The following is a 20,604-nucleotide window of genomic DNA, read 5'->3' on the forward strand; positions in this document are numbered from 1 at the left end:
AGGGTGGTGCTGCCGTCCCCGGCCGTCGGGCCGGTTCGGGTGGGTCAGTGCTCGCTGTCCAGGTGTGCCATCTGGGCGGCAGCGTAGCGGTCGCCCGCTGCGGAGCCGGCGGGGACGGCCGCCTCGATGGCCGCGAGGTCGGCCGCGGTGAGCGTGACGTCCAGCGCGCCCAGCGCCTCGGTGAGGCGGTCGCGGCGGCGGGCGCCGACCAGCGGAACGACGTCCTCCCCGCGCGAGGCGACCCAGGCGATGGCGACCTGGGCGACGCTCGCCTCCTTCGCGGAGGCCACCGCGCGCAGCGCCTCGACGAGCGCGAGGTTGTGGGCCAGGTTGTCGCCCTGGAAGCGCGGGCTGTGGCCGCGGAAGTCGGTGCCGGCCAGGGCGCGGCCCTGGTCCCAGTGGCCGCTGAGCAGGCCGCGCGAGAGCACGCCGTAGGCGGTGACGCCGATGCCGAGCTCGCGGGCGGTGGGGAGGATGGAGTCCTCGATCGAGCGGGAGATCAGCGAGTACTCGATCTGCAGGTCGCTGATCGGGTGGACGGCGGCGGCCCGGCGCAGGGTGTCGGCGCCGACCTCCGACAGGCCGATGTGACGGACGTAGCCGGCCTTCACCAGGTCCGCGATGGCGCCGACGGTCTCCTCGACCGGGATGCTCGGGTCCAGGCGGGCGGGGCGGTAGACGTCGATGTGGTCGGTGCGCAGGCGGCGCAGCGTGTAGGCGAGGGCAGTCTTGGTGGCGGCGGGGCTCGCGTCGTAGCCGAGCCACTGGCCGTCCGGGCCGCGCTGGGCGCCGAACTTCACGCTGATCTGCACGCTCTCGCGGGCGCGGCCGCGCAGGGCCTCGTGGATCAGCAGCTCGTTGTGGCCCATGCCGTAGAAGTCGCCGGTGTCGAGCAGGGTGACCCCGGCGTCGATCGCGGCGTGGATGGTGGCGATGCTCTCGGCCTCGTCGGCCGGGCCGTACATGTCGGACATGCCCATGCAGCCGAGGCCGAGGGCGGAGGTGACCGGTCCGGAGGTGCCGAGGGTGCGCTGGGTGGGGCGGGAGGTCGTGGCCACGGGGACTCCAGGGGTGGGTGCGGCGATGGGTGGGGTGACCCGGGATCCACTATGGCACGACAGCGAACAGATTTCAAAATCTGTTCGCTGTCGTCTGTTATCTGTTATCTGAAAGCTGTCACCTGTTATCTGTCACCCGCCGACCCGATCGGCCGCCCGGCCGCAGTTCTCGTACGTGAGTGCCACGTCGGTCGTGGCCTCGCCGGCCGGGGGCTCCGGCGGCGAGGCCGGACCCCAGTCCTCCCGCCCGCCCGGTGACCGCAGCAGATAGGCGCGGGCCGGCGGCAGGTTGCGCCACACCGTGCGCTCGCCCAACCCGTACGCCGCCTCGAACCGCCGTAGCAGTCGCACCACTGCCCGGTGGCGGGCGCTCTGCCGGGGCCCCGAGGACAGGGTGCGGGCCGTCGTCGTGCCGAGGTAGCCGAAGTACGTCAGCTCGCCCCCGGGCAGAAGCAGCCGCAGGTAGAGGTCGAGGAGGTGGCGTACCTGGGCCGGCTCGAAGTTGGTGAACGGCAGGCCCGACACGATCACGTCGTACCGCTCGTCCGTCTCGCCTGTCCCGTTCGTCTGGTGCTGGGGCAGTTCCTCCACCCGGCAGGCCGACAGCCGCAGGGCGACGCCCGGGCGTCGTGCGGCCAGCACCGGGTCCTCGCGCAGCCGGTCGGCGAAGCGCGGGTTCGCCTCGACGACGTGCAGCCGGTCGCCCGGGAGCAGTACTTGGGCCAGCCGACGGGTCACCACGCCCGTCCCGGCGCCGACTTCCAGCACCGAGATCGGCCGATTCGGGCGGCTGGTGGCCGGAACCACCAGGGCGTTCACCAGGTCCTCGCCGCTCGGGGCCAGCGCTCCGGTGTCGTGGAAGGTGCGCAGGGCCTCGGCGAGGAACAGCAGGTGCTCCTCGGTGGACCGTGAACTGCGCTGCGGGGCGAGGAAGTCGGGGCGCGGGCGGAGCTGTTCGGAGGTCATGCCGTCGACGCTAGGCAGCCCCGCCGCACCCCGAATCGGCCGACGAGCGACGCGTACCCCCGACGAAAGTCGAGGGTGCGGGTACCCGGGAGAAGGGGGCACCCGCCCGTCGCCCGCCCGTAGCATCGAGCCGGACGGACGGACGGACGGACGGACGGACGGACGAACCAGCGGACAGGCAGACAGACAGGCGACGGACGACGGGCGGACGGAGCGAGCGCGGAGGGAGCCCGATGCCAGAGGACGGGAGCGGCCCGATGCGCACAGGCCTGTTGGGCTGGTACGGCCCGGACCGCCGGCTGTGGAGCGAAACCCTGCTGCTGCTAGGCATCCTCGCGCTCACCGTCGAGGAGGGCCTCTCCCAGTGGGTCCACGCCGACGAGCCGTTACGGCTGCCCCGGACCGTCGCGGCCGTCCTCGCCCCGCTCTCCCTGCTGTTCGCCCGCCGCTACCCGATGGCCTCCGCCGTCCTGCCGGTGCTCACCGGCGGCCTGTTCAACCGCGCCTTTCCCGGGCTGTTCAGCGTCTACTACCTCGCCTCCCTCGGCCGGACCGGCCCGGCGGCGGCCGGCGGCGCCCTCATCGCGGTGGTGAGCGCGACCCGAGCCGATTCGCTGGTCGGCTGGGCGGGCACCACCGGATCCCAACTCCTCGTCCAGGCGGCGACCTTGTCCTTCGGCCTGTGGCTGCACGGCCGCCGGGTGCTGATCCGCACCCTGCACGAGCAGGTGGACGTGCTGCGCCGGGAGCGCGAGTTGCGCGCCGAACGGGCCCGGGCCGCCGAACGGGCCCGGATCGCCCGGGAGATGCACGACGTGCTCGCCCACCGTCTCAGCCTGCTGGTGCTGCACGCCGGGGTGCTGCGCGACCAGGCCCTCGCCGGCACCGTCGCCGCCGACCCGGACCGGCTCACCCACCGCCTCGAACTGCTGCGCACCACCGCCGCCCACTCGCTCGACGACCTGCGCGACGTCCTCGGCGCCCTGCGGGCCGACCCGCCGACAGCACCGGCCGCCGAGGAGGTGCCGGCCGCACCACCCCGGGCGGCGCGCGTCCCGGCGCGCATCCAGGCGCCAGGCCCGATTCCCGTCCCGGCGCCCGCGCTGCGCGACCTCACCGAACTCGTCGGTGAGGCCACGTCGGCCGGGCAACAGGTCGAACTGGCCCTCTCCGGCGACCCGGAGACCGTCCCCACCACCCACCGGCTGGCCGTGCACCGCCTGGTCCAGGAGGCGCTGACCAACGCCCGCAAGTACGCGCACGCCGCGCCCGTCACCGTCCGGGTCCGCTACGGCGCCCCGGCCACCACCGTCGAGGTCCGCAACGGTCCGGGGGAGGTGTCGCCGAACGGGCCGGGCACCGGCGGCGGGTACGGTCTGGTGGGGCTCACCGAACGGGTCGACGCGCTCGGCGGCCACCTCGACGCGGGACCGGACGGCGGTGGCGGCTTCCGGCTCGCGGCCCGCCTGCCCGCACCGGAGCGCCCGCCGCAGACCGTGCCGGGGTCCGTGCCAGGGTCCCTGCCAGGACCCGGTCCTGGGCCCTTCCCGGGAGCGGACCCAGGACCGGGACGCGACCCCGGATCCGGGCCTTCCCCGGCCCTTGCCCCCTCCCCGACCCCGCAGCCGAAGGACGCCGAATGATCCGCACGATGGTGGTCGACGACGACGCGCTGGTGCGGCTCGGCCTCGTCGACCTGCTCGCCCAGGACCCGGCCCTCACCGTGGTCGCCGAGGCCACCGACGGACTGCAGGCCGTCGAACTCGCCCGCAGCCAGCGGATCGACGTGGCGCTCATGGACATCAGGATGCCCCGGCTCGACGGCATCGCCGCCACCAGGCGCCTGCGCGAACTGCCCGACGCCCCGCGCGTGATCGCGCTCACCACCTTCGACCTCGACGAGTACGTGTACCAGGCGCTCGCCGCCGGGGCCGACGGCTTCCTGCTCAAGGACACCCCGCCCGCCGAGATCGCCCGGGCCGTCCACGTCGTCGCCGGCGGCCAGGGGATGCTGCACCCGGCGGCCGCGCGGCGACTGATCGACCGCTACCACCGCACCGGTGCGCCCCGGTCGGTCGCCGCCCGCAACCGGGTCGCCGGGCTGACCCCGCGCGAGACCGACGTGCTGCGCGAACTCGCCGACGGGCTCTCCAACGCGGAGATCGCGGGCGTCCTCGGGATGCGCGAGAGCACCGTGAAGGCGCACGTCAGCCGGATCCTGACCGGGTTGGGCGTCGGCAACCGGGTCCAGGCCGCGCTGCTCGCGCGCGATGCCGGGCTGGTCGGGGACGGTGCCTGAGCCGGCACCGGGCGGTGCGGGGCGCTGTGGTGGGGTGCCATCGAGGCTCGTGTGGTTGCTGGTCCTGCCGATGCCCGACGCCCGGTGGTGCGCACGGTGATGGGTGGGGCGTCATGTCGTCCGGTGTTCACGCGAGTGTTCCCGGGGCGTCGGACCGGGCTCCCCCTGAGCCGGTCACGTGCTCCCGATTCGTACCGCGCGCTGAGCCGTTGTCACCCATCCGGCGTGGAAATCCCGCGCCTTGGCGGTTTGCGCTGCCGAACCCGGGCGGCGGGTCCATGGTGGAGATGGGCGCGATCCGGCGACCGCGCCCGCGCGCCGATCCAGGCCCGCGCGCCGCGCGCCCGCCGCTGTTCTCCGACGGGTGTCCGAGGCTGAGGGCCCGGTCCCGGCACGCTGGGAGCAGGGCCACCTCGCAGGAAGCCGAACGGTTCTTCTAGGCTCACATCTCGGCTTCCCTGCGGCGGTCCGGCCCGTTGCGCCCGCCGTCAGGAAGCCGCCGTCCACGGGGCCCCGGGCGGACCGGGGCCACCGGATCGAGCGAGGAGGACGCAATGCCAAGCACGCCGCCCAGCCGTTCCACCGCACTTGGGCCAGACGGTCCGTTCCGAAGGGCCGGGCACCATCCCGGTCGATCGGCACGGTCCGGCCGGGCCTGGCAGCCGGGTTGGGGTGGTCGGCCGGTCCGGCCGCTGAATACCGGCAGCGGCCGCGGAGGCGAACGTTGAGTCCCCAGATCGTCGGGTCGCCCGCCGCGCCGAGTGCCGCCGCCGCCCCCGACGGTGACTCCGCCCCCGCGCCCGCCCCTGCCTCGGACCGCGCCCCCGTCGACCTCCCGGCCGCTGCCGGCGGTGAGGCCCTCACCGCTACCGCTACTGCCACTGCTACCACTAGCGCTCATGCCAAGGCCAAGGCCAAGGCCACGGTCACCGTCACAGCCTCGGCCGCCGCTGCCGCGACCGCCGCACTCCCCGGCCTGCCGCAGGCCCTCAGTACTCGCGCCCGTACGCTGGCCGGGGCCGTCCGGCGCCGGTGCACGGACCTGGCCCGGATCGAGTCGCCCAGCGGAGACGTGCCCAGACTCGACGCTCTCGCCGAGGAGTTGAGCGCCGGATTCAGTGCCACCGGCGCCACCGCGCGACGCGAGCCCGGGCCGGCGGGCGACCACCTGGTCCTGGAGTGGGAGGGGCAGGACGAGACCCTGCCGCACCTGTTGATCGTCGGCCACCACGACACCGTCTGGCCGGTCGGCACCCTCGCCGACTGGCCGGTCACCGAGCAGGACGGCCTGCTCAGCGGCCCCGGCGTCGTCGACATGAAGGGCGGACTCGCCATCCTGGAAGGCGCGTTCGCCCTGCTCGCCGACCTCGGGCAGCGGCCGCACCGCGCCGTCCGGCTGGTCGTCGTCTCCGACGAGGAGGTCGGCAGTCCGGACGGACGGCGCCTGGTCGAGCGCCAGTTGCGCGGCGCGGCCGCGGTCCTCGGGCTCGAACCTCCGCACCCCGACGGCCGGTTGAAGACGGCCCGGCGCGGCAGCACCCGGGTCCGGCTCACCGTCACCGGGCGTGAGGCCCACGCGGGCAACGACGCCCAGGACGGGGTGTCGGCGGTCGACGAACTCGTCGACCAGCTCGTCGTCGTCCGCGGCCTCGCGGGACAGCCGGGGACGGAGCTCAACGCCGGTCGGATCAGCGGGGGTTCGCGGGCCAACGTGGTCGCGGGCCGGGCCGAGGCCGAGCTCGGCCTGCGGTTCTCCACCGTCGAGGCGCAGCGCCGTACGCTCGACAACCTGGCTCGGCTCACCGCGCTGCGCCCGGGGGCCAGGGTCCGGACCGAGGTGCTGTCCAGTCGTCCGGCGTGGCCCGAGCGCACCGGCAACCCGCTGCTGCGGCACGTTCGTTCACTTGCCGCGGTGCTCGGGCAGCAGCTGGACGGCGGTCCGGCGGGCGGCGCGGGGGACACCAATCTGCCGGGCTCGCGCGGGTTGCCGACGCTGGATGGCTTCGGCGCGGTCGGTGCCGGCGCTCATGCCCGGCACGAGCACATCCGGCTCGACCAGCTGGCACCCCGGATCGCCCTGCTGGCCGCGCTCCTCGCCGTACCGCTGCCGAGGCTGCGCGACCGTACGGAGGGTTGAGCAGGCCGCCGACAGCCGGGGGCTGCCGGCGTACAGAGATGCAGAGAGCGGAGAGCAGAGGACAGGGAGCAGAGAACAGAAGACGGATGACAAGTAACAGCTGACAGATAACAGCTAACAGATAATGAAATCTGTTAGCTGTTATCTGTCTGTCGCCTGCCCGCAGTCGCCCGCCCGCCCCCGGCGCTCGCCCCCGAAACCCCGCCCCCCACCCGCATCCCTTGCCATCCCTCCATCTCGCCGCACAGAATGGTACCGACCGAACGGTCAGTCGGTTGGCGCCGTGGGCGCCGGCGCGGGACACGAGAGGTGATCGTGGTGACAGCAGAGGTGGCCGAGCCGGTCCCCGCGCAGGCGCAGGAGGACCGGTTCGAGGCGGTCGTCGCCGCCGAGCAGCGGATCGAGCCCAGGGACTGGATGCCCGACGCCTACCGGGCCACGTTGGTCCGCCAGATCGCCCAGCACGCCCACTCCGAGATCATCGGCATGCAGCCCGAGGGCAACTGGCTCACCCGCGCCCCCTCGCTGCGCCGCAAGGCGATCCTGCTCGCCAAGGCCCAGGACGAGGCCGGCCACGGCCTCTACCTCTACGCCGCCGCCGAGACCCTGGGTGTTGACCGCGCCGAGCTGACCGAGAAGCTGATCTCCGGCCGGCAGAAGTACTCCTCGATCTTCAACTACCCGACCCTCACCTTCGCCGACGTCGGCGTGATCGGCTGGCTGGTCGACGGCGCCGCGATCTGCAACCAGGTCCCGCTGTGCCGCTGCAGCTACGGCCCGTACGCCCGCGCGATGGTGCGGATCTGCAAGGAGGAGTCGTTCCACCAGCGTCAGGGCTACGAGCTGCTGATGACACTGATGCGCGGCACCGACGCCCAGCGCCGGATGGTCCAGGACGCGGTCGACCGCTGGTGGTGGCCGTCCCTGATGATGTTCGGTCCCCCGGACGCCGATTCGCCGAACACCGCCCGCTCGATGGCCTGGCGGATCAAGCGGCACACCAACGACGAGCTGCGCCAGCGCTTCGTCGACATGACCGTCCCGCAGGCCGAGCACCTGGGCGTCACGCTCCCGGATCCCGAGCTGCGCCGGAACGAGGAACGCGGAGGCTGGGACTTCGGTGAGCCGGACTGGTCCGAGCTGACCAGGGTCATCCACGGCCAGGGCCCGTGCAACGCCCAGCGGGTCGAACGCCGCCGGACGGCGCACGAGGACGGCGCCTGGGTCCGTGAGGCGGCCGTCGCCTACGCGGCCAAGCGCCGTGCCGAACAGTCCGCCGAGCAGTCCGCCGAACCCGGGCACCCCACCGGATCCGAACCGCCCGTCGAAGCCGGGCAGCCCGGGCCTACGGGCGAGCCCACGGAACAGGAGAACGGAAAGTGACCGAGTCCAAGGCCGGCTGGCCGCTGTACGAGGTGTTCGTGCGCCCCCGACGCGGGCTGAACCACGTCCACGTCGGTTCGCTGCACGCGGCCGACGACCGGATGGCCCTGCTCGCCGCCCGCGACCTCTACACCCGCCGCAACGAGGGCGTCAGCCTCTGGGTGGTCCGCTCGGACGCGATCACCGCCTCCACCCCGGACGAGCGCGACCCGTTCTTCGAGCCCAGCGGGGACAAGGTCTACCGCCACCCGACCTTCTACGACATCCCCGAGGATGTCCCGCACATCTGACGGGGGACCCGCCATGCAGGACCACAGCACGCACGCCGGCGCCGACGTCGAGGCCGATGACCACGTCTACCTCGGCCTCGCCGAAGCCACTCCCGGCCCCGAGGGCGAGGGCCGCTGGGCGTACGGGACGGGCTTCGCCGACCCGCTGCTCGGCGTGGACACCGCCGTGCCCGCCGGGCTGGACGGCGCGGACCTCGCCGCCTACTGCCTGATGCTCGGCGACGACGCCCTGATCCTCTCCCAGCGCCTGATCGAGTGGTGCACCCGGGCGCCCGAGCTGGAGGAGGAGGTCGCGCTCGCCAACCTGGGCCTCGACCTGCTCGGCCAGGCCCGGCTGCTGCTCACCCGGGCCGGCCAGGCGGACGGCTCCGGCCGCACCGAGGACGACCTGGCGTACTGGCGGGAGGACCACGAGTTCCGCAACGTCCGGCTGGTCGAGGCCCCGAACGGCGACTTCGCCCACGCGATCGCCCGGCTGCTGCTGTTCGCCACCGCGCGCTGCGCCCTGTACGAGGCGCTGAGCGCGCACCCGGACCCGGTGCTGGCGGCGGTCGCCGCCCGGGGGGTCAAGGAGCTGGCGTACCACCGCGAGTACGCCACCGCCTGGACGCTTCGGCTCGGTGACGGCACGCCGTACTCCTCGGCGCGGATGCAGGCCGGGCTGGACGCGCTCTGGCCGCTGCTGGAGGAACTGTTCACGGCCCACCCGGTGGAGCTGCGGACGGGCGCCGATCCGGCGGCGCTGCGCGAACCGGTGCTGCGCTCGCTCGGCGCCGTCCTCGCCGAGGCCGGGCTGACCGTGCCGGACGTGCAGCCGCTGGCCACCGTGCTCGGCCGGGCCGGCCGGGACGGCGTGCACACCGAGGCGCTCGGCCCGCTGCTCGCCGAATTCCAGGTGCTGGCCCGCGCGCACCCGGGGGCGACGTGGTGAGCGCGGCGCTGACGGAGCACGGGACGGCCTGGGAGGTCGCGGCGGCCGTGCCGGACCCGGAGCTGCCCATGCTGACCCTGGCCGACCTGGGCGTGCTGGCCGAGGTGGCGGTGGACGACGGCGCGGTGACGGCCTGGCTGACCCCGACCTACTCGGGCTGCCCCGCCGTGGCCGAGATGGCCGCCGACGTGGACCGCCGGCTGCGCGCGGCCGGGTACCGGGACGTCCGGGTCCGGCTGCGGTTGGATCCGCCGTGGTCGACCGATCTGATCACCGCCGAGGGCCGCCGCAAACTCGCCGCGGCGGGCATCGCCCCGCCGCGTCCGACCTCCGCCGTCGGCGTGGCCGGCCCGGTCGCGCTCGCGCTCGGTCCCACCCGCACCGCCGCTCCCACCGTCGCCGCCGCTTCCGCAGCCGCTCCCGTGCCCTGCCCGCGCTGCGGCGGCGCGGACACGGAGGAGCTGTCCCGCTTCGGTTCCACCGCCTGCAAGGCGCTCTGGCGCTGCCGCGCCTGCCGGGAGCCGTTCGAACGCGTCAAGGAGATCTGAATGCCCGCCGCTTCGCACGCAGCCTCCCCGGCCGACGCCGCCTCCCGGGCCGACGCCGCCGCGCACGCTGACGCCGACACTCCCGTTGAGTCCGCGGTGTCCACGGTGCGCCCCGCCCGCCGCCCGACCTTCCACCGGCTGCGGATCGAGCGGGTCGAGCGGCTCTGCGACGACGCCGTGGCGGTGACCTTCGCGGTGCTGGACGGGCTCGCGGCGGACTTCGCCTTCCGGCCGGGGCAGACGCTGACGCTGCGCAAGGTGGTGGACGGCGTCGACGAGCGCCGCTCGTACTCGATCTGCGCCCCCGCCGGCGGGCCGCTGCGGATCGCCGTCCGGGAGGTGCCCGGCGGGCTGTTCTCCCGGTGGCTGGTGCGGGACGCGGGGCCGGGCGAGGAGGTGGACGTGCTGACGCCGTCGGGCCTGTTCACCCCCGACCTCGGCGTTCCGGCCGAGCACGTGCTGCTCGCGGCCGGTTCCGGCATCACTCCGATGCTGTCGATCGCCGCGTCCGTCCTGGCCGCCGACCGCAGCTCCACCGTCACCCTGCTGTACGGCAACCGGCGCAGCGACACCGTGATGTTCGCGGACGAGCTGGCCGACCTGAAGGACCGCTACCTCGGCCGCTTCCAGCTGGTCCACGTGCTGTCCCGGGAGACCCGTGACGCCGAACTGCTCAGCGGTCGGCTGGACCCGGAGCGGGTGCGGGCGCTGCTGGCGGCGCTGGTGGACGTCGGGGGCGTCGGGCACTGGTGGCTGTGCGGCCCGTTCGGGATGGTCGCCGGGGCGAAGGAACTGCTCGCCGGGCTGGGCGTGCCGGGCGAGCGCGTGCACCAGGAGCTGTTCCACGCCGAGGACGAGCCGGTGTCCGAGCGACCGGAGGACCGGGACGGCGCGGCGGGAGCGGCCGACGGCCCGCACAGCGAGGTCACCGTCGTCCTGGACGGGCGCGGCAGCACGCTCTCCCTGCCGTGCGACCGCTCGATCCTGGACGGCGCCCAGCGCTCCCGCCCCGACCTGCCGTTCGCCTGCAAGGGCGGGGTGTGCGGCACCTGCCGTGCGCTGGTCACCGAGGGCGAGGTCGAGATGCGCCGCAACTTCGCGCTGGAGGAGAAGGAGCTGGCGGCCGGCTACGTCCTCACCTGCCAGGCCCGCCCGGTCACCGACCGGGTGACGGTCGACTACGACCGCTGAGCGGCCGGCCGCCCCGTCCTTCCCCCTCCTGGCTGCTTCGGACCACGGCCGGGGCGGGCAGCCTCCTGGCTGCTTCAGACGACGGCCGGGGCGGGAAGCCCGGCCGGGTCACCGAGCAGCTGGACGAGGTCGCCGACGGCGGCGCGACCGGCCCGGTTGGCGCCGATGGTGCTGGCGGACGGGCCGTAGCCGACCAGGTGGACGCGCGGGTCGGCGGTGGCACGGGTGCCGGTGAGCGCGATGCCGCCGCCGGGGGAGCGCAGCCCGAGCGGGGCCAGGTGGCCGACCTCCGGGCGGAAGCCGGTGGCCCACACGATCGCGTCCACCGCCAGCTCCTCCTCCCCCCAGGCGACGCCGTGCTCGGTGAGCCGGTCGAACATCGGGCGGCGGTGCAGCGCGCCCAGCTCCTCGGCACGCCGGTAGGCGACGGACGGGCCGAGCCCGGTGACGCTCACCACACTGCGCACCGGCAGGCCCTGCCGGACCCGTTCCTCGACCTTGGCGACCACCGCGCGCCCGTACTCGGGGGTGAACGGCCCCTCGTGGTAGACGGGCGGGGTCCGGGTGACCCAGACCGTCTCGCCGACCGCCGCCACCTCGGACAGCACCTGGATCGCCGAAGCGCCCCCGCCCACCACCAGGACGCGCCGGCCGGCGAACTCCCCGGGGCCGCGGTAGTCGGCGTAGTGCAGTTGGCGACCGGCGAAGTGGCCCGGGTAGTGGGGCAGGAACGGGCGGGTCCAGGTGCCGGTGGCGTTGATCAGCGCCCGGGTGGACCAGGTGCCGTGGTCGGTCTCGACCAGCAGCCGGGAGTCCGGGCGGTCCGACTCGGCGCGCACCGCGCGGACGGCGACGGGGCGTACGACCGGGAGCGCGTGCCGGGCCTCGTACGCCGCGAAGTACCCCGGCACGACCTCGCGCGCCGGGGCCTCGGGGTCGGGCGCGGGGAGTGCGGCGTCCGGGAGGTCGTGGAAACCGTGCACGGTGGCCATCCGCAGGGACGGTGAGCGGTGCGCCCAGGCGCCGCCCGGCGCGGGGTTGGCGTCGAGCACGACGAAGCCGCCGTCGGCGTCCGCCCGGTAGGGGGCGAAGCCGCGGCGGCTGAGGTGGTAGGCGGCGGACAGTCCGGCCTGCCCGGCGCCCACCACCAGGACGTCCACCAAGCGGACGTCCACTCCCGGGACGTCCGCTTGCCGCTGCCCGCCATTGGTTGCACCGTAAACAGTCACGCCGGTGAAACATCGGGGGTGCGGCGGGTGTTCCCGCGTCTGCGGGTGCTTGCGGTCCCGCCGCGTGGCGCCCCGCGCGGGCGACGGGTCAGCTGGCCGGGGAGATCACCGCGGCCGTGCCGTAGGCGCAGACCTCGGTGCCGACGTCCGCCGCCTCCGTCACGTCGAAGCGCATCATCAGCACCGCGTTCCCGCCGCGCGCCTTGGTCTGCTCGATCAGCCGCTGCATCGCCTCGTTGCGGCTCTCGACCAGGGTCTTCGTCAGGCCCCGCAGCTCGCCGCCGATCAGCGACTTCAGTCCGGCGCCGATCTGGCTGCCGAGGTGGCGGCTGCGCACGGTCAGCCCGAAGACCTCGCCGATCACATGATCGACCCGGAAGCCGGGGATGTCGTTGGTGGTCACGACCAGGACGTCGGCGTTCGGGCCCTGCCCGCCGCCGTACTCGTTGATGTCAGCCATGGGTCCATCCTGCCGTGTCGTACGTCCGAGTGATCGAGGCGGGGCCGGGCGATGGCCGAGAAGGGGTCCAGAAGCTGGTTCAGACCGGTGATCGAGCGGCCGAAAGGCCGTACCGTAGCCCCATGGGCGAGCGAAGCGATCATCCACAGGGGCCGGGCGCGGCGGAGGACTCCGGCGCGCAGGAGATCGAGGCGACGGTGGTGCTGGGCCTGCGGATCACCGACTGGCCGGCGCTGCGCGCCGCCGCGATCAGGGCCGTCGAGGAGCTGGTGTTCGAGGGCGTCGACCCGGCCGGCCAGCGCCGCGAGCTGCTGCGCGAGGTCTCCGAGGACGCCAACGCGGCGCTCGGCGCACTGCTGCACCCGGACCGGCTGGTGGCCGCGATCGCCGGGGTCGAGGCGATCGGCGGCACGCTGGAGATCAGCGTCACCGAGGACTTCGCGCCGGACTTCGCCGAGCTGTTCCCGCTGGAGGGCGACGAGGACGAGGACGGCGGCGCAGGCGCGGACTGGACCCTCACCCCGCGCACCGCCTGCCTCCTGCACGCCCAGCTGATCGGCCTGGCCGACGCCGCCTACGACGACTTCGACGAGCACGGTGACGAGCCGGTCGTCGACGGCGAGGACGCCGACTGGGCGGTCTACGCCCGCCTGCCCCAGCGCACCTGGCGGCTGCACCGGAACTGGCGCCGCGCCATGGCCCGGGCCTTCGACGACCTGGCCGACGACCTCGCGCTCGGCGAATGGCCGCTGCCGCGATGTCTGGCCGAGGACATCGGGCTGCGGATGGCCCTGGTGGACGCCCGGGCCCTGCTCGGCGCGCAGCCCGAGTCGGTGGCCGACATGATGGGCGACCTGCCGGCCGACCTGTACGACTACGACTGGGACGGCTGTCACGACGAACTGTTCGGCGTCTACGGACCGGACGACGGCGACCCGGAGCTGGGCGCCGAGCAGCGCACCGAGGTGCTGCTGGCGGCCACGCACCCGGAGGGCTGGTTCCTGACGTACGAGGACGCGGAGGCGCGGGACCCGCAGCGCGGCTACCGGCGCTGACCGGCCGTCGGGCCGGTTCGGCCCTGGTCGGGATGGGTCGGGATGGGTCGGCCCTGGTCGGGATGGTTCGAAGGGCTTTTCGGGCGCTGCGACGGGTGGGCGACTAGGCTGCGGGCATGTCCGATACGTCTGATGTGCGTGCGGTATCCCGGGGGCCGGACAGGGCGGACGGTCCGGCCCGGGCAGGTGGTCCGGCTGGGGTGGGTGGTCCGGCTGGGGTGGGTGGGCCTCCGGCAGGCCGGGACGACCAGGTGCTCACCCGGATCGCGCTCGGGCTGGACGGCGTCCAGGCCGCCCAGCGCGGGCGGACGGCCGAGGCGCGGGCCAGCTTCGAGGAGCTCTGGGCGGCGCTCGGCGAGCGGGGCGACGTCTTCCACCGCTGCGTCCTCGCCCACTACCTGGCCGACCTGCAGGACGATCCGCAGGACGAGCTGGAGTGGGACCGGCGGGCGCTGGCCGCCGCCGACTCGCTGACCGCCGAGCGCGCCCAGACGTACGAGTCCGCCCTCCAGGTGCGCGCGTTCTACCCCTCGCTGCACCTCAACCTGGCCTCGGACCACCTCAAGCTCGGCGAGCCCGACCTCGCGCGCGAGCAGCTGGAACGCGCCGTGCGCAGCCTGGACGCGCTCCCCGAGGACGCCTACAGCGCGGGCATCCGGTCGGCCGTCGACGAACTGCGGCAGCGGCTGCGCTGAGCGGTGGCGTGCGGGGATGGCGGTGTGCGGGTGGCGGCGGTGTGCAGGGGCGGGGGTGCGCGGGCTCCCGGCACCGCGTGATCACCGGGGTGGCGGGGCTGGCATGCTGGACGGGTGACTTCTCCGTTCGACACCCCTGCTCCCGATGCCGCTTCCGATTCCGCTCCTGGCTCTGTTCCTGGGTCCGTTCCGGCGCCCGTTTCCGCTGCCGACGGCGCCCCGACCCCGGCGGACCGTGACGCGCGGCCGCAGTACGTGCTGCCGCTGCTCGTCCGGCTGGAGAAGGCCACGCCGCCCGGGCGGACCGACGCGCTGGAGACCTCGGCCCGGGCGGTGCTCACCCTGCTGTCCGACTCGCGGGTGACCGACGCGGACGGCGAGTGGGCGGAGCGGGTCGAGGCCTGGGAGGACGCCCGGATCCGCAAGGTGGTCCGGCGGGCCCGGGGCGGGGAGTGGCGCCGGGCGGGCGAGCTGCCGGGGATCACGGTGAGTGGACGGGAGGCCGAGGTACGGGTGTTTCCGCCGGTGCCGTTGGACGGCTGGCCGAAGGACCTCGCCAAGCTCCAGGTCTCCGGGACGGACTTGGAGGAGACCGCCGAGGTCGGCGCTCCTGAGCCCGGGTTGCCGGTGCTGTGGCTCAACCCGGAGCTGGAGATGAGCGCGGGCAAGACGATGGCGCAGACCGGCCACGCCGCCCAGCTGGCCTGGTGGCGGCTGGACGAGGCGCAGCGCAAGGAGTGGGCCGAGGCCGGATTCGCGCTCGCGGTGCGGACGGCCCCGGCGGAGGCGTGGGAGGCGCTGGTCGCCAGCGGTCTGCCGCTGGTCCGGGACGCGGGCTTCACCGAGATCGCCCCCGGGGTAACTGTTGCACTCGAAGGCGGCGAGCGCTACTGCCCCACCCCGCGCCTCCGGCGCTCGTGATGCACCACCCGGCCCCCAACACGGCAACGTAGCAGATCAGGTGCGCGCGTCCCGGGCGGTCGCATGTCTCCGGTGGATCTTCTTGGAGGGGGTAGGGGAAGGCGCTCCCGCCAACGGTCAAGACGGGTAGGCATCGCGAAGGGCCCTGCGCCATCGCCGTGACCTCGCGAACGGGCACGCCCAGGCCGGTGCGATTGTTCTCTGTAGGGCCTCCGTGCCGCATTGAGTGAGGGTGATCTCCTGCGCCGCGACGCCGACCAGGGCGCGGGGTGCCGTGCGGCGGCGGAGGACGCACCACGGCACGGGTCCGCCTGAACCTGTCCACCCGATTGCGGGCCCTGGTTCAGCCATCGGCCGCCGTCCGCCCGACGGGTTCGCTGCGGGCGGACGACATCGTAGACGCCCTTTCTCCGAGCCAGGGTCTGTCGGCCGGGCCAACGCGGGCGTGCTCACCCCAGGGCCGGCGTTTCCGACGCCGCCGAGACCTATCCGCCTCACCGCCCAGGCTCGAACATCACCAGTGCTGTATCCCTGTAGGGCGATGACCCGCGTCCTGCACCACGTCCTCACTCTGGCCACTGCGATCGGGCACAACGATCACACTGGCCAGCCTGGTTATGCGCTCGCCGACCACCTATGACCACTAACCCCTTCGCGTCATTCATCTAGTAGCGATTGCGCCCTCTCTTCTCGGAAGCCGAGCGGCTCGAAGGGCCTCAGGTCAGGCCAGCTAGCGTTTGCTCCGGAAGTGGCGGGCGGGGACGATGAGGAGGGAATGCTCTGCGGAGATCGGAGTACATCGTGATCATCCTTGGAATCATCCTGCTCATCGTCGGCTTCCTGACCAAGATCACAATCTTGTGGACCGTCGGAATCATTCTGGCCGTCATCGGAGCCATCCTGTTTGTCCTGGGATCGGTGGGGCACGCGGTTGGCGGGCGGCGCCACTATTGGTAGGCGCTCTGGCCAGTCCCCAGGCCGATGGTGTTGCGCGAATTCGAGCGATCGCCACTGGGCGCGCGGTCGGGCCGGTATGGGCCCGTGATGTTCGCGGCCAGGAATCTCCGGGCACAGCACATCCCCAGGGTCGGGGTTCAGGATCCGAATATTCGAGGGCGTTGCAGTCCGGCTTGTCAACCAGACGCCGCCGCCAGGATCACAGCACCACCTGTGCGCGCTTGCTGCCGGGCGGGGGCGCAGACTGGAAGTGCACCGGCAATCGGCCCGGGCCCACCTGGGCCGCAGGGAGTATGTGATGGTTCTGTTCCTCCTAGTCGTCATCGTGGCGATCGTGCTGGGCATCGTCGGCGTCGTCGTCCACGGCCTGCTGTACCTACTCGCCATCGGCGTTCTTCTCTTCGTCGCCGACGTGGTCTTCCTCGCCGTACGCTCGACGCGCAGTCGGCGCGCCCTGCGGTGACAACCGCTCCACCCCGGAAGCTGGGCCTCTCCGGCCCGGCGGGTGAGGTACTGGCCGCTGATGGCCACGACCGGTCAGCAGGCCGACCGCACCTCACAGCCGACGGCGTGGTGGCGCGTGACGACCACGGTGCCGCCCTGCATGACCTGCCCTGTCACGATGGATGTGCAGCATCCGGCGACGCGTGACCCGGAGCAACATCGACCAGCATGCGCGGTACCTGTGCCGGAGGATGTCAGGGGCGGTCGTCGTGGTGGCCGCAAATCCAGGCGAGTGCCCGGTAAGCACCCAGTGCATAGCCGGCGTCGGCGCCATGCCGGCCGGTGTCGCGAACGCATACGGCGGCGGCCTGGCATTCGGCGAGCAGTTGCGCGCGACAGGGGCCGGCGGCACCAAGCGGGGCAGTGGCGGTAACCGGTGCCTCGGCCTGGGCGCCGACCGCCCATCGGTAGGCTTTGAGCACGCCGTGTTCGAAGCCGCTCCACGGTCGGGGGCGGCCGCCAGCCACAACGATCGCCTCGAACGCCTGCTCCAGCCCGCGGACCCCGATAACGGGGATCATCGTCTCGTCGCTGGTCATGCCAAAACGCTACGCCTACGCCTCACTAACCGCCGCCGGGAGAAACCGGGAACGCGACCGGCAACCACCGCAGCCACCGGGGCACGCCACCGAAATACCCTGCCAGGGCCACCGCAGCGATCGGCATGCTGCGCCCACGACGCACACTGGGGTAGCAGACACTGCTGCCTTCGGATGCATCCGCCGCCCGGTACGACCGCGATCGTCCCCGCCATCGCGAGGGGCAGTCCACGATGGCACACGCGCAGGAACGAGAGCACCGTCATGACACCAGCCCCCCGGTATCTGCTCACATTCCCCGGCACCACCGGCACCCACGCACCACAGCGCCAGGTGATCGTCACCGCCACCCACACAAGGGGGCCCGGCGGACATGAGATCTACACCGACGAGACTGGCCGCCTACGCGTCGAGATCAACGAACACGGCTGCGCCCGGCTCCTGACCAGCGGGCCAGGGGCCAATGGTCTGTTGCACGCCGCTGCTCTGGCCTGAGCCGCGTGCGCGGGGCCGCAGCCAATGCGGCACTAGCTAGGACGCCTGGCCCAGCCTCTGGCCGGCAGGGACTGCCGGGCAGGTGGGAGCGGGCAGGAGCAGTGCTGCACGCCGAGCCGCTGCCCTGATCGGCCCCTCAGGACTCGCTTTCAGGGCGGGCTACGGTGTCTGGTTTCGGGCTGCCGTGCTCCTCCAGCATGTCGAGCACCTCCCGTAGGGGCAGCTCCACGTCCGAGGTGCCGGGGCCGGTGGCCCGTGCGTAGCGGAACACTCCGCGCCAGAACAGCGCCCGTACCGTCCACTCGGACAGCGACAGCACCAGAGTCTCGTCCGCCCCTCGTCTCACGTCCCACCCGAACATCCGGGCCGTGGCGTCCAGGTAGAAGGCGTCGTTGCTCAAGGGGAGTTCGCGCTCTGACATAGCCTTGATGCTCGCCGCCCGGCGCCCGGAACGCCACCCGGTGAAGGGCTGTTCCGCTGACCGGGCACAGTCTCCGTCTGGCCGTGTGCGCTTCGCCCAGCCGGGTACCCGTGCAAGCGTCGGGCCCGGGCACGCCGATGGGCCCCGGCCGTCCTGCGGCTGGCGTGCCGCCTCACGTGGCGACAGCCGAAGCGGCGAGCAGACACAGGCGTCAGTGACCGGGTCTGTCCTGGTCCTGTGGGGTGCCGGGTGGTGGTGTGCGGGTGTCGCGGGGTACGGGATGGGGCCCGTCCTCGGGTGGGTGGCTGGCTTCGGTGGCTCGTCCGCGTTCCAGTTCGACGTTGAACTCCAGGCCCAGCAGGATCGCGACGTTGGAGACCCAGAGCCAGAGGAGGAAGAGGATCACGGCGCCGATGCTGCCGTAGGTGCTGTTGAGGCTGCTGAAGTTGGCGACGTAGAGGGCGAACGCGCCGGATGCGACGACCCAGAGCACGACGGCGACCAGGCTCCCGGGGAGGATCCAGCGCAGCTTGGGTCGTTCGGTGCTGGGGGCGGCCCGGTAGAGCAGGGTGACCATCGCGATGACGATGATGACGAGGACGGGCCATTTGGCGATGCCCCATACCTGTACGGCGTTCTCGCTGACTCCGAGGATCTTCCCCGTCCGGGTGGCCAGTGTGCCGGTGAAGACGACACCGGTGGCGGTCAGGGCGAGGAGCACGATGATGACGACGGTCAGGGCGAGACGGGTGGGCAGGGTCTTCCAGAGTGGTCGGTCCTCGTCGGTGCCGTGGACGCGGTTGGCGGCGCGCATGAACGCGGCGGTGTAGCCGGAGGCGGACCACAGGGCCAGGACGATCCCGATGGCCAGCGCGATGCCCGCCCGGCTCTGGTCCGCCTGGAGTTGCTGCACCACGGTGGTGAGGAGCTGGCGGACGGAGCCGGGGCCGAGGTCGCGGAGGCGGTCGAGCAGCGGTGTGGTGGCGGAGCTGCCGGCCAGTCCCAGGATCGACACCAGTGCGAGGAGAGCGGGGAAGATCGCCAGCAGGCCGTAGTAGGTGAGCGCGGCCGCCGCGTCGCTGAGGCTGTCGGCCTTGAACTGCTTGGTGGTGCGTTTCAGGACGCCCCACCAGGACTTCTTGGACAGGTCGGTCGGGCTCTCGGTGGGACCGGCGCCGCCGGTGGCGGGCCCGGCCCCGTCGGCCGTGCTGGTGTGCCGGTGTTCGTTCTCGTGTCGTGACATGGGTGCCAACCCGGCGTGTGGGGTGTCTGTTTCGGGGTCTCAGTCCTTGAGCACCTGGTAGATGCCGTAGATGACTCCGGGCACATGGCCGCAGAGCTGGAGGAGGAAGGCCCAGAGCACCTTCATGCTCGGCCCGTCCTTGATCAGCACTGCCAGGAACGGCAGGACCAGGCACAACAGCACCAGAAGGGCCTTGCCCATGATCATCCCTCGTTCCGAAGGTGCGGTGGCCGAGGCACGGTGACCCGCCTCTTCATGGTCTCACCGTCGGCCGCCCGGCGGGCAGTCGGCCGAACTCGACCGGCGGGTACGCGTAGGCGGCCCCGGACTGCGGGCCGCCCGGCCGGACGCTCGACTCCTGCTCGGTCCGGCGTCATCTCCTCGAAGCGCTGTGGGACACCGCCCGCTTCCGTACGGGAGCGGGCGGCCTGCCCGGAGGGTCCGGTTCCCGGGGGCCCGATCGTGACTCGTTTGACTGCGTGACCAGCGGGAATCAGACCGCTTGGAGGGGCCTTGCAAGCCTGGAGGTCGCCATGATTGTTCTCGGAGTGATTCTGCTCGTCGTCGGGTTCGTCGCCAAGATCGCCATCCTGTGGACCATCGGAATCATCGTGGCCGTTATCGGACTGATCCTTTTGCTCCTGGGGTCGGTGGGCCACGCGGTCGGCGGACGGCGGCACTACTGGTAGGCGTCCGGCGCGTACGCGGTGGTCCGGTGACAGGGCGCCCGCGCAGGGGATCGTCGGCGCGACTGCCCTGTTCGGGCTGATCCTCCTCCTGGGCGGTTCACGCCGCATCGCTCGGAAGAACAGCCCACCCCACGATGACCGCCGCCGGCAGGCGGTCGACGGCCACCACGCAAGGCTCCACCTGTTCGGGCATCGGGCCGCCCACCGGTAAGCCCCCACCGTCCCGCGCAGGCTGCCGTCCGGCCCCGCCCGGCAGTTCGACTCACGAAAGGCGGCTCGCCATGAGCATCACCAAGAAGATCGCGCACAAGGCAGAAGCGGTCAAGGGCGGAGTCAAGAAGAAGGTCGGTCGCGTCACCGGCAGTCACCGACTCCAGGCCGAGGGCAGGGGCGACCAGGTCAAGGGCAACACCAAGCAGGCCGGGGCGAAGATCAAGGACGCTTTCAAACACTGACCACACGCCACCGGGAGACCATCCGCAAGCCCGTGACCTGCTGAGGTCCCCACCAGGAGGGTGGCGCCTGCGCTGGGGTGCGGCATGCCTCTAACCCCGCGCTGAGCGCCGCCGCCCGGAGGCCGCCGCCGACCACGT

24 protein-coding genes are annotated in these 20,604 nt (G+C 72.9%); 16 read left to right on the top strand and 8 right to left on the bottom strand.

The genetic code is table 11. The features are described from left to right. Positions 1 to 44: 44 nt before the first annotated feature. Together OG556_RS27025 and OG556_RS27030 are read right to left on the bottom strand one after the other, a co-directional pair. Positions 45 to 1,058 (bottom strand): aldo/keto reductase, encoded by a 1,014-nt coding sequence (locus OG556_RS27025; RefSeq protein WP_371520392.1) that lies wholly within the window; start codon positions 1,056 to 1,058, stop codon positions 45 to 47. Between the two features lie 132 nt (positions 1,059 to 1,190). Continuing rightward, on the bottom strand, positions 1,191 to 2,024 hold the full coding sequence (locus OG556_RS27030) for a class I SAM-dependent methyltransferase (protein WP_371520395.1): 834 nt from the start codon (positions 2,022 to 2,024) through the stop codon (positions 1,191 to 1,193). A gap of 257 nt (positions 2,025 to 2,281) precedes the next feature. On the opposite strand from OG556_RS27030, the gene OG556_RS27035 reads away from it, so the two are divergent. The 8 genes from OG556_RS27035 (at position 2,282) to paaE (ending at position 10,803) form a co-directional block, all read left to right on the top strand. After that, positions 2,282 to 3,667: a sensor histidine kinase gene (locus tag OG556_RS27035; RefSeq protein WP_371520398.1), complete on the top strand. Its 1,386-nt coding sequence runs from the start codon at positions 2,282 to 2,284 to the stop codon at positions 3,665 to 3,667. Next, the gene (locus tag OG556_RS27040; RefSeq protein ID WP_371520401.1) at positions 3,664 to 4,323 is read left to right on the top strand and encodes a response regulator; all 660 of its coding nucleotides are present in this window, start codon (positions 3,664 to 3,666) and stop codon (positions 4,321 to 4,323) included. Before OG556_RS27035 ends, OG556_RS27040 begins: the two co-directional genes overlap by 4 nt. Before the next feature lie 724 nt (positions 4,324 to 5,047). Continuing rightward, positions 5,048 to 6,460, top strand: coding sequence for a M20/M25/M40 family metallo-hydrolase (locus OG556_RS27045; RefSeq protein ID WP_371520404.1), 1,413 nt, complete (start codon positions 5,048 to 5,050; stop codon positions 6,458 to 6,460). Positions 6,461 to 6,778: 318 nt separating this feature from the next. Then, a complete protein-coding gene (gene paaA / locus OG556_RS27050; RefSeq protein ID WP_371520407.1) occupies positions 6,779 to 7,843 on the top strand; it encodes a 1,2-phenylacetyl-CoA epoxidase subunit PaaA in 1,065 nt (354 codons plus the stop codon). Continuing rightward, positions 7,840 to 8,133, top strand: coding sequence for a 1,2-phenylacetyl-CoA epoxidase subunit PaaB (paaB, locus tag OG556_RS27055; protein ID WP_030056311.1), 294 nt, complete (start codon positions 7,840 to 7,842; stop codon positions 8,131 to 8,133). The genes paaA and paaB overlap by 4 nt, the downstream gene beginning before the upstream one ends. A gap of 13 nt (positions 8,134 to 8,146) precedes the next feature. Further along, positions 8,147 to 9,064, top strand: coding sequence for a 1,2-phenylacetyl-CoA epoxidase subunit PaaC (paaC, locus tag OG556_RS27060; RefSeq protein ID WP_371520410.1), 918 nt, complete (start codon positions 8,147 to 8,149; stop codon positions 9,062 to 9,064). Continuing rightward, positions 9,058 to 9,612, top strand: coding sequence for a 1,2-phenylacetyl-CoA epoxidase subunit PaaD (gene paaD / locus OG556_RS27065; protein ID WP_371520413.1), 555 nt, complete (start codon positions 9,058 to 9,060; stop codon positions 9,610 to 9,612). The genes paaC and paaD overlap by 7 nt, the downstream gene beginning before the upstream one ends. Next, positions 9,613 to 10,803 (top strand): 1,2-phenylacetyl-CoA epoxidase subunit PaaE, encoded by a 1,191-nt coding sequence (gene paaE, locus OG556_RS27070; protein WP_371520416.1) that lies wholly within the window; start codon positions 9,613 to 9,615, stop codon positions 10,801 to 10,803. It begins immediately after the preceding gene. 74 nt (positions 10,804 to 10,877) lie between these two features. On the opposite strand, the gene OG556_RS27075 is transcribed toward paaE, so the two are convergent. After that, positions 10,878 to 11,978, bottom strand: a complete 1,101-nt coding sequence (locus OG556_RS27075; protein ID WP_371520418.1) for an NAD(P)-binding domain-containing protein — start codon at positions 11,976 to 11,978, stop codon at positions 10,878 to 10,880. Between the two features lie 142 nt (positions 11,979 to 12,120). Further along, positions 12,121 to 12,492, bottom strand: coding sequence for a YbjQ family protein (locus OG556_RS27080; RefSeq protein ID WP_371520421.1), 372 nt, complete (start codon positions 12,490 to 12,492; stop codon positions 12,121 to 12,123). Positions 12,493 to 12,614: 122 nt separating this feature from the next. On the opposite strand from OG556_RS27080, the gene OG556_RS27085 reads away from it, so the two are divergent. The 5 genes from OG556_RS27085 to OG556_RS27105 all read left to right on the top strand — a co-directional run bounded on the left by OG556_RS27085 (position 12,615) and on the right by OG556_RS27105 (position 16,583). Continuing rightward, on the top strand, positions 12,615 to 13,547 hold the full coding sequence (locus OG556_RS27085) for a hypothetical protein (protein ID WP_371520424.1): 933 nt from the start codon (positions 12,615 to 12,617) through the stop codon (positions 13,545 to 13,547). Between the two features lie 251 nt (positions 13,548 to 13,798). Then, positions 13,799 to 14,242, top strand: coding sequence for a hypothetical protein (locus OG556_RS27090; protein ID WP_371520426.1), 444 nt, complete (start codon positions 13,799 to 13,801; stop codon positions 14,240 to 14,242). Between the two features lie 114 nt (positions 14,243 to 14,356). Then, positions 14,357 to 15,163: a peptidyl-tRNA hydrolase gene (locus OG556_RS27095; RefSeq protein WP_371520429.1), complete on the top strand. Its 807-nt coding sequence runs from the start codon at positions 14,357 to 14,359 to the stop codon at positions 15,161 to 15,163. An 801-nt stretch (positions 15,164 to 15,964) separates the two neighbouring features. Beyond that, the gene (locus tag OG556_RS27100; protein ID WP_371520432.1) at positions 15,965 to 16,120 is read left to right on the top strand and encodes a DUF6131 family protein; all 156 of its coding nucleotides are present in this window, start codon (positions 15,965 to 15,967) and stop codon (positions 16,118 to 16,120) included. Between the two features lie 298 nt (positions 16,121 to 16,418). Then, positions 16,419 to 16,583 carry a hypothetical protein gene (locus OG556_RS27105; RefSeq protein WP_371520434.1) on the top strand — a complete coding sequence of 55 codons (165 nt, stop codon included), beginning with the start codon at positions 16,419 to 16,421 and terminating at the stop codon, positions 16,581 to 16,583. 235 nt (positions 16,584 to 16,818) lie between these two features. On the opposite strand, the gene OG556_RS27110 is transcribed toward OG556_RS27105, so the two are convergent. Then, positions 16,819 to 17,163 carry a hypothetical protein gene (locus OG556_RS27110; RefSeq protein WP_371520437.1) on the bottom strand — a complete coding sequence of 115 codons (345 nt, stop codon included), beginning with the start codon at positions 17,161 to 17,163 and terminating at the stop codon, positions 16,819 to 16,821. A 264-nt stretch (positions 17,164 to 17,427) separates the two neighbouring features. Here OG556_RS27110 and OG556_RS27115 point away from each other — a divergent pair, with 264 nt between their 5' ends. Beyond that, positions 17,428 to 17,658 carry a DUF6296 family protein gene (locus OG556_RS27115; protein WP_371520440.1) on the top strand — a complete coding sequence of 77 codons (231 nt, stop codon included), beginning with the start codon at positions 17,428 to 17,430 and terminating at the stop codon, positions 17,656 to 17,658. 136 nt (positions 17,659 to 17,794) lie between these two features. Here the strand turns inward: OG556_RS27115 and OG556_RS27120 are convergent, their stop codons facing one another. From OG556_RS27120 to OG556_RS27130, 3 genes are all read right to left on the bottom strand, one after another. Then, the gene (locus tag OG556_RS27120; RefSeq protein ID WP_371520443.1) at positions 17,795 to 18,079 is read right to left on the bottom strand and encodes a hypothetical protein; all 285 of its coding nucleotides are present in this window, start codon (positions 18,077 to 18,079) and stop codon (positions 17,795 to 17,797) included. 211 nt (positions 18,080 to 18,290) lie between these two features. Then, positions 18,291 to 19,322, bottom strand: a complete 1,032-nt coding sequence (locus OG556_RS27125) for a YihY/virulence factor BrkB family protein (RefSeq protein ID WP_371520446.1) — start codon at positions 19,320 to 19,322, stop codon at positions 18,291 to 18,293. A 39-nt stretch (positions 19,323 to 19,361) separates the two neighbouring features. Then, on the bottom strand, positions 19,362 to 19,523 hold the full coding sequence (locus OG556_RS27130; RefSeq protein WP_371520448.1) for a YqaE/Pmp3 family membrane protein: 162 nt from the start codon (positions 19,521 to 19,523) through the stop codon (positions 19,362 to 19,364). A gap of 332 nt (positions 19,524 to 19,855) precedes the next feature. Between OG556_RS27130 and OG556_RS27135 the strand changes: the two genes are divergently transcribed. Both OG556_RS27135 and OG556_RS27140 read left to right on the top strand, forming a co-directional pair. Next, the gene (locus OG556_RS27135) at positions 19,856 to 20,011 is read left to right on the top strand and encodes a DUF6131 family protein (RefSeq protein WP_371520451.1); all 156 of its coding nucleotides are present in this window, start codon (positions 19,856 to 19,858) and stop codon (positions 20,009 to 20,011) included. Positions 20,012 to 20,292: 281 nt separating this feature from the next. Further along, entirely contained in the window at positions 20,293 to 20,466 is a 174-nt protein-coding gene (locus OG556_RS27140; protein ID WP_371520454.1) for a CsbD family protein, read from the top strand. The last annotated feature ends 138 nt before the right edge of the window (positions 20,467 to 20,604 follow it).

The organism is Kitasatospora sp. NBC_01300, from assembly GCF_041435235.1.
In the GTDB taxonomy this organism is placed as follows: Bacteria; Actinomycetota; Actinomycetes; order Streptomycetales; family Streptomycetaceae; genus Kitasatospora.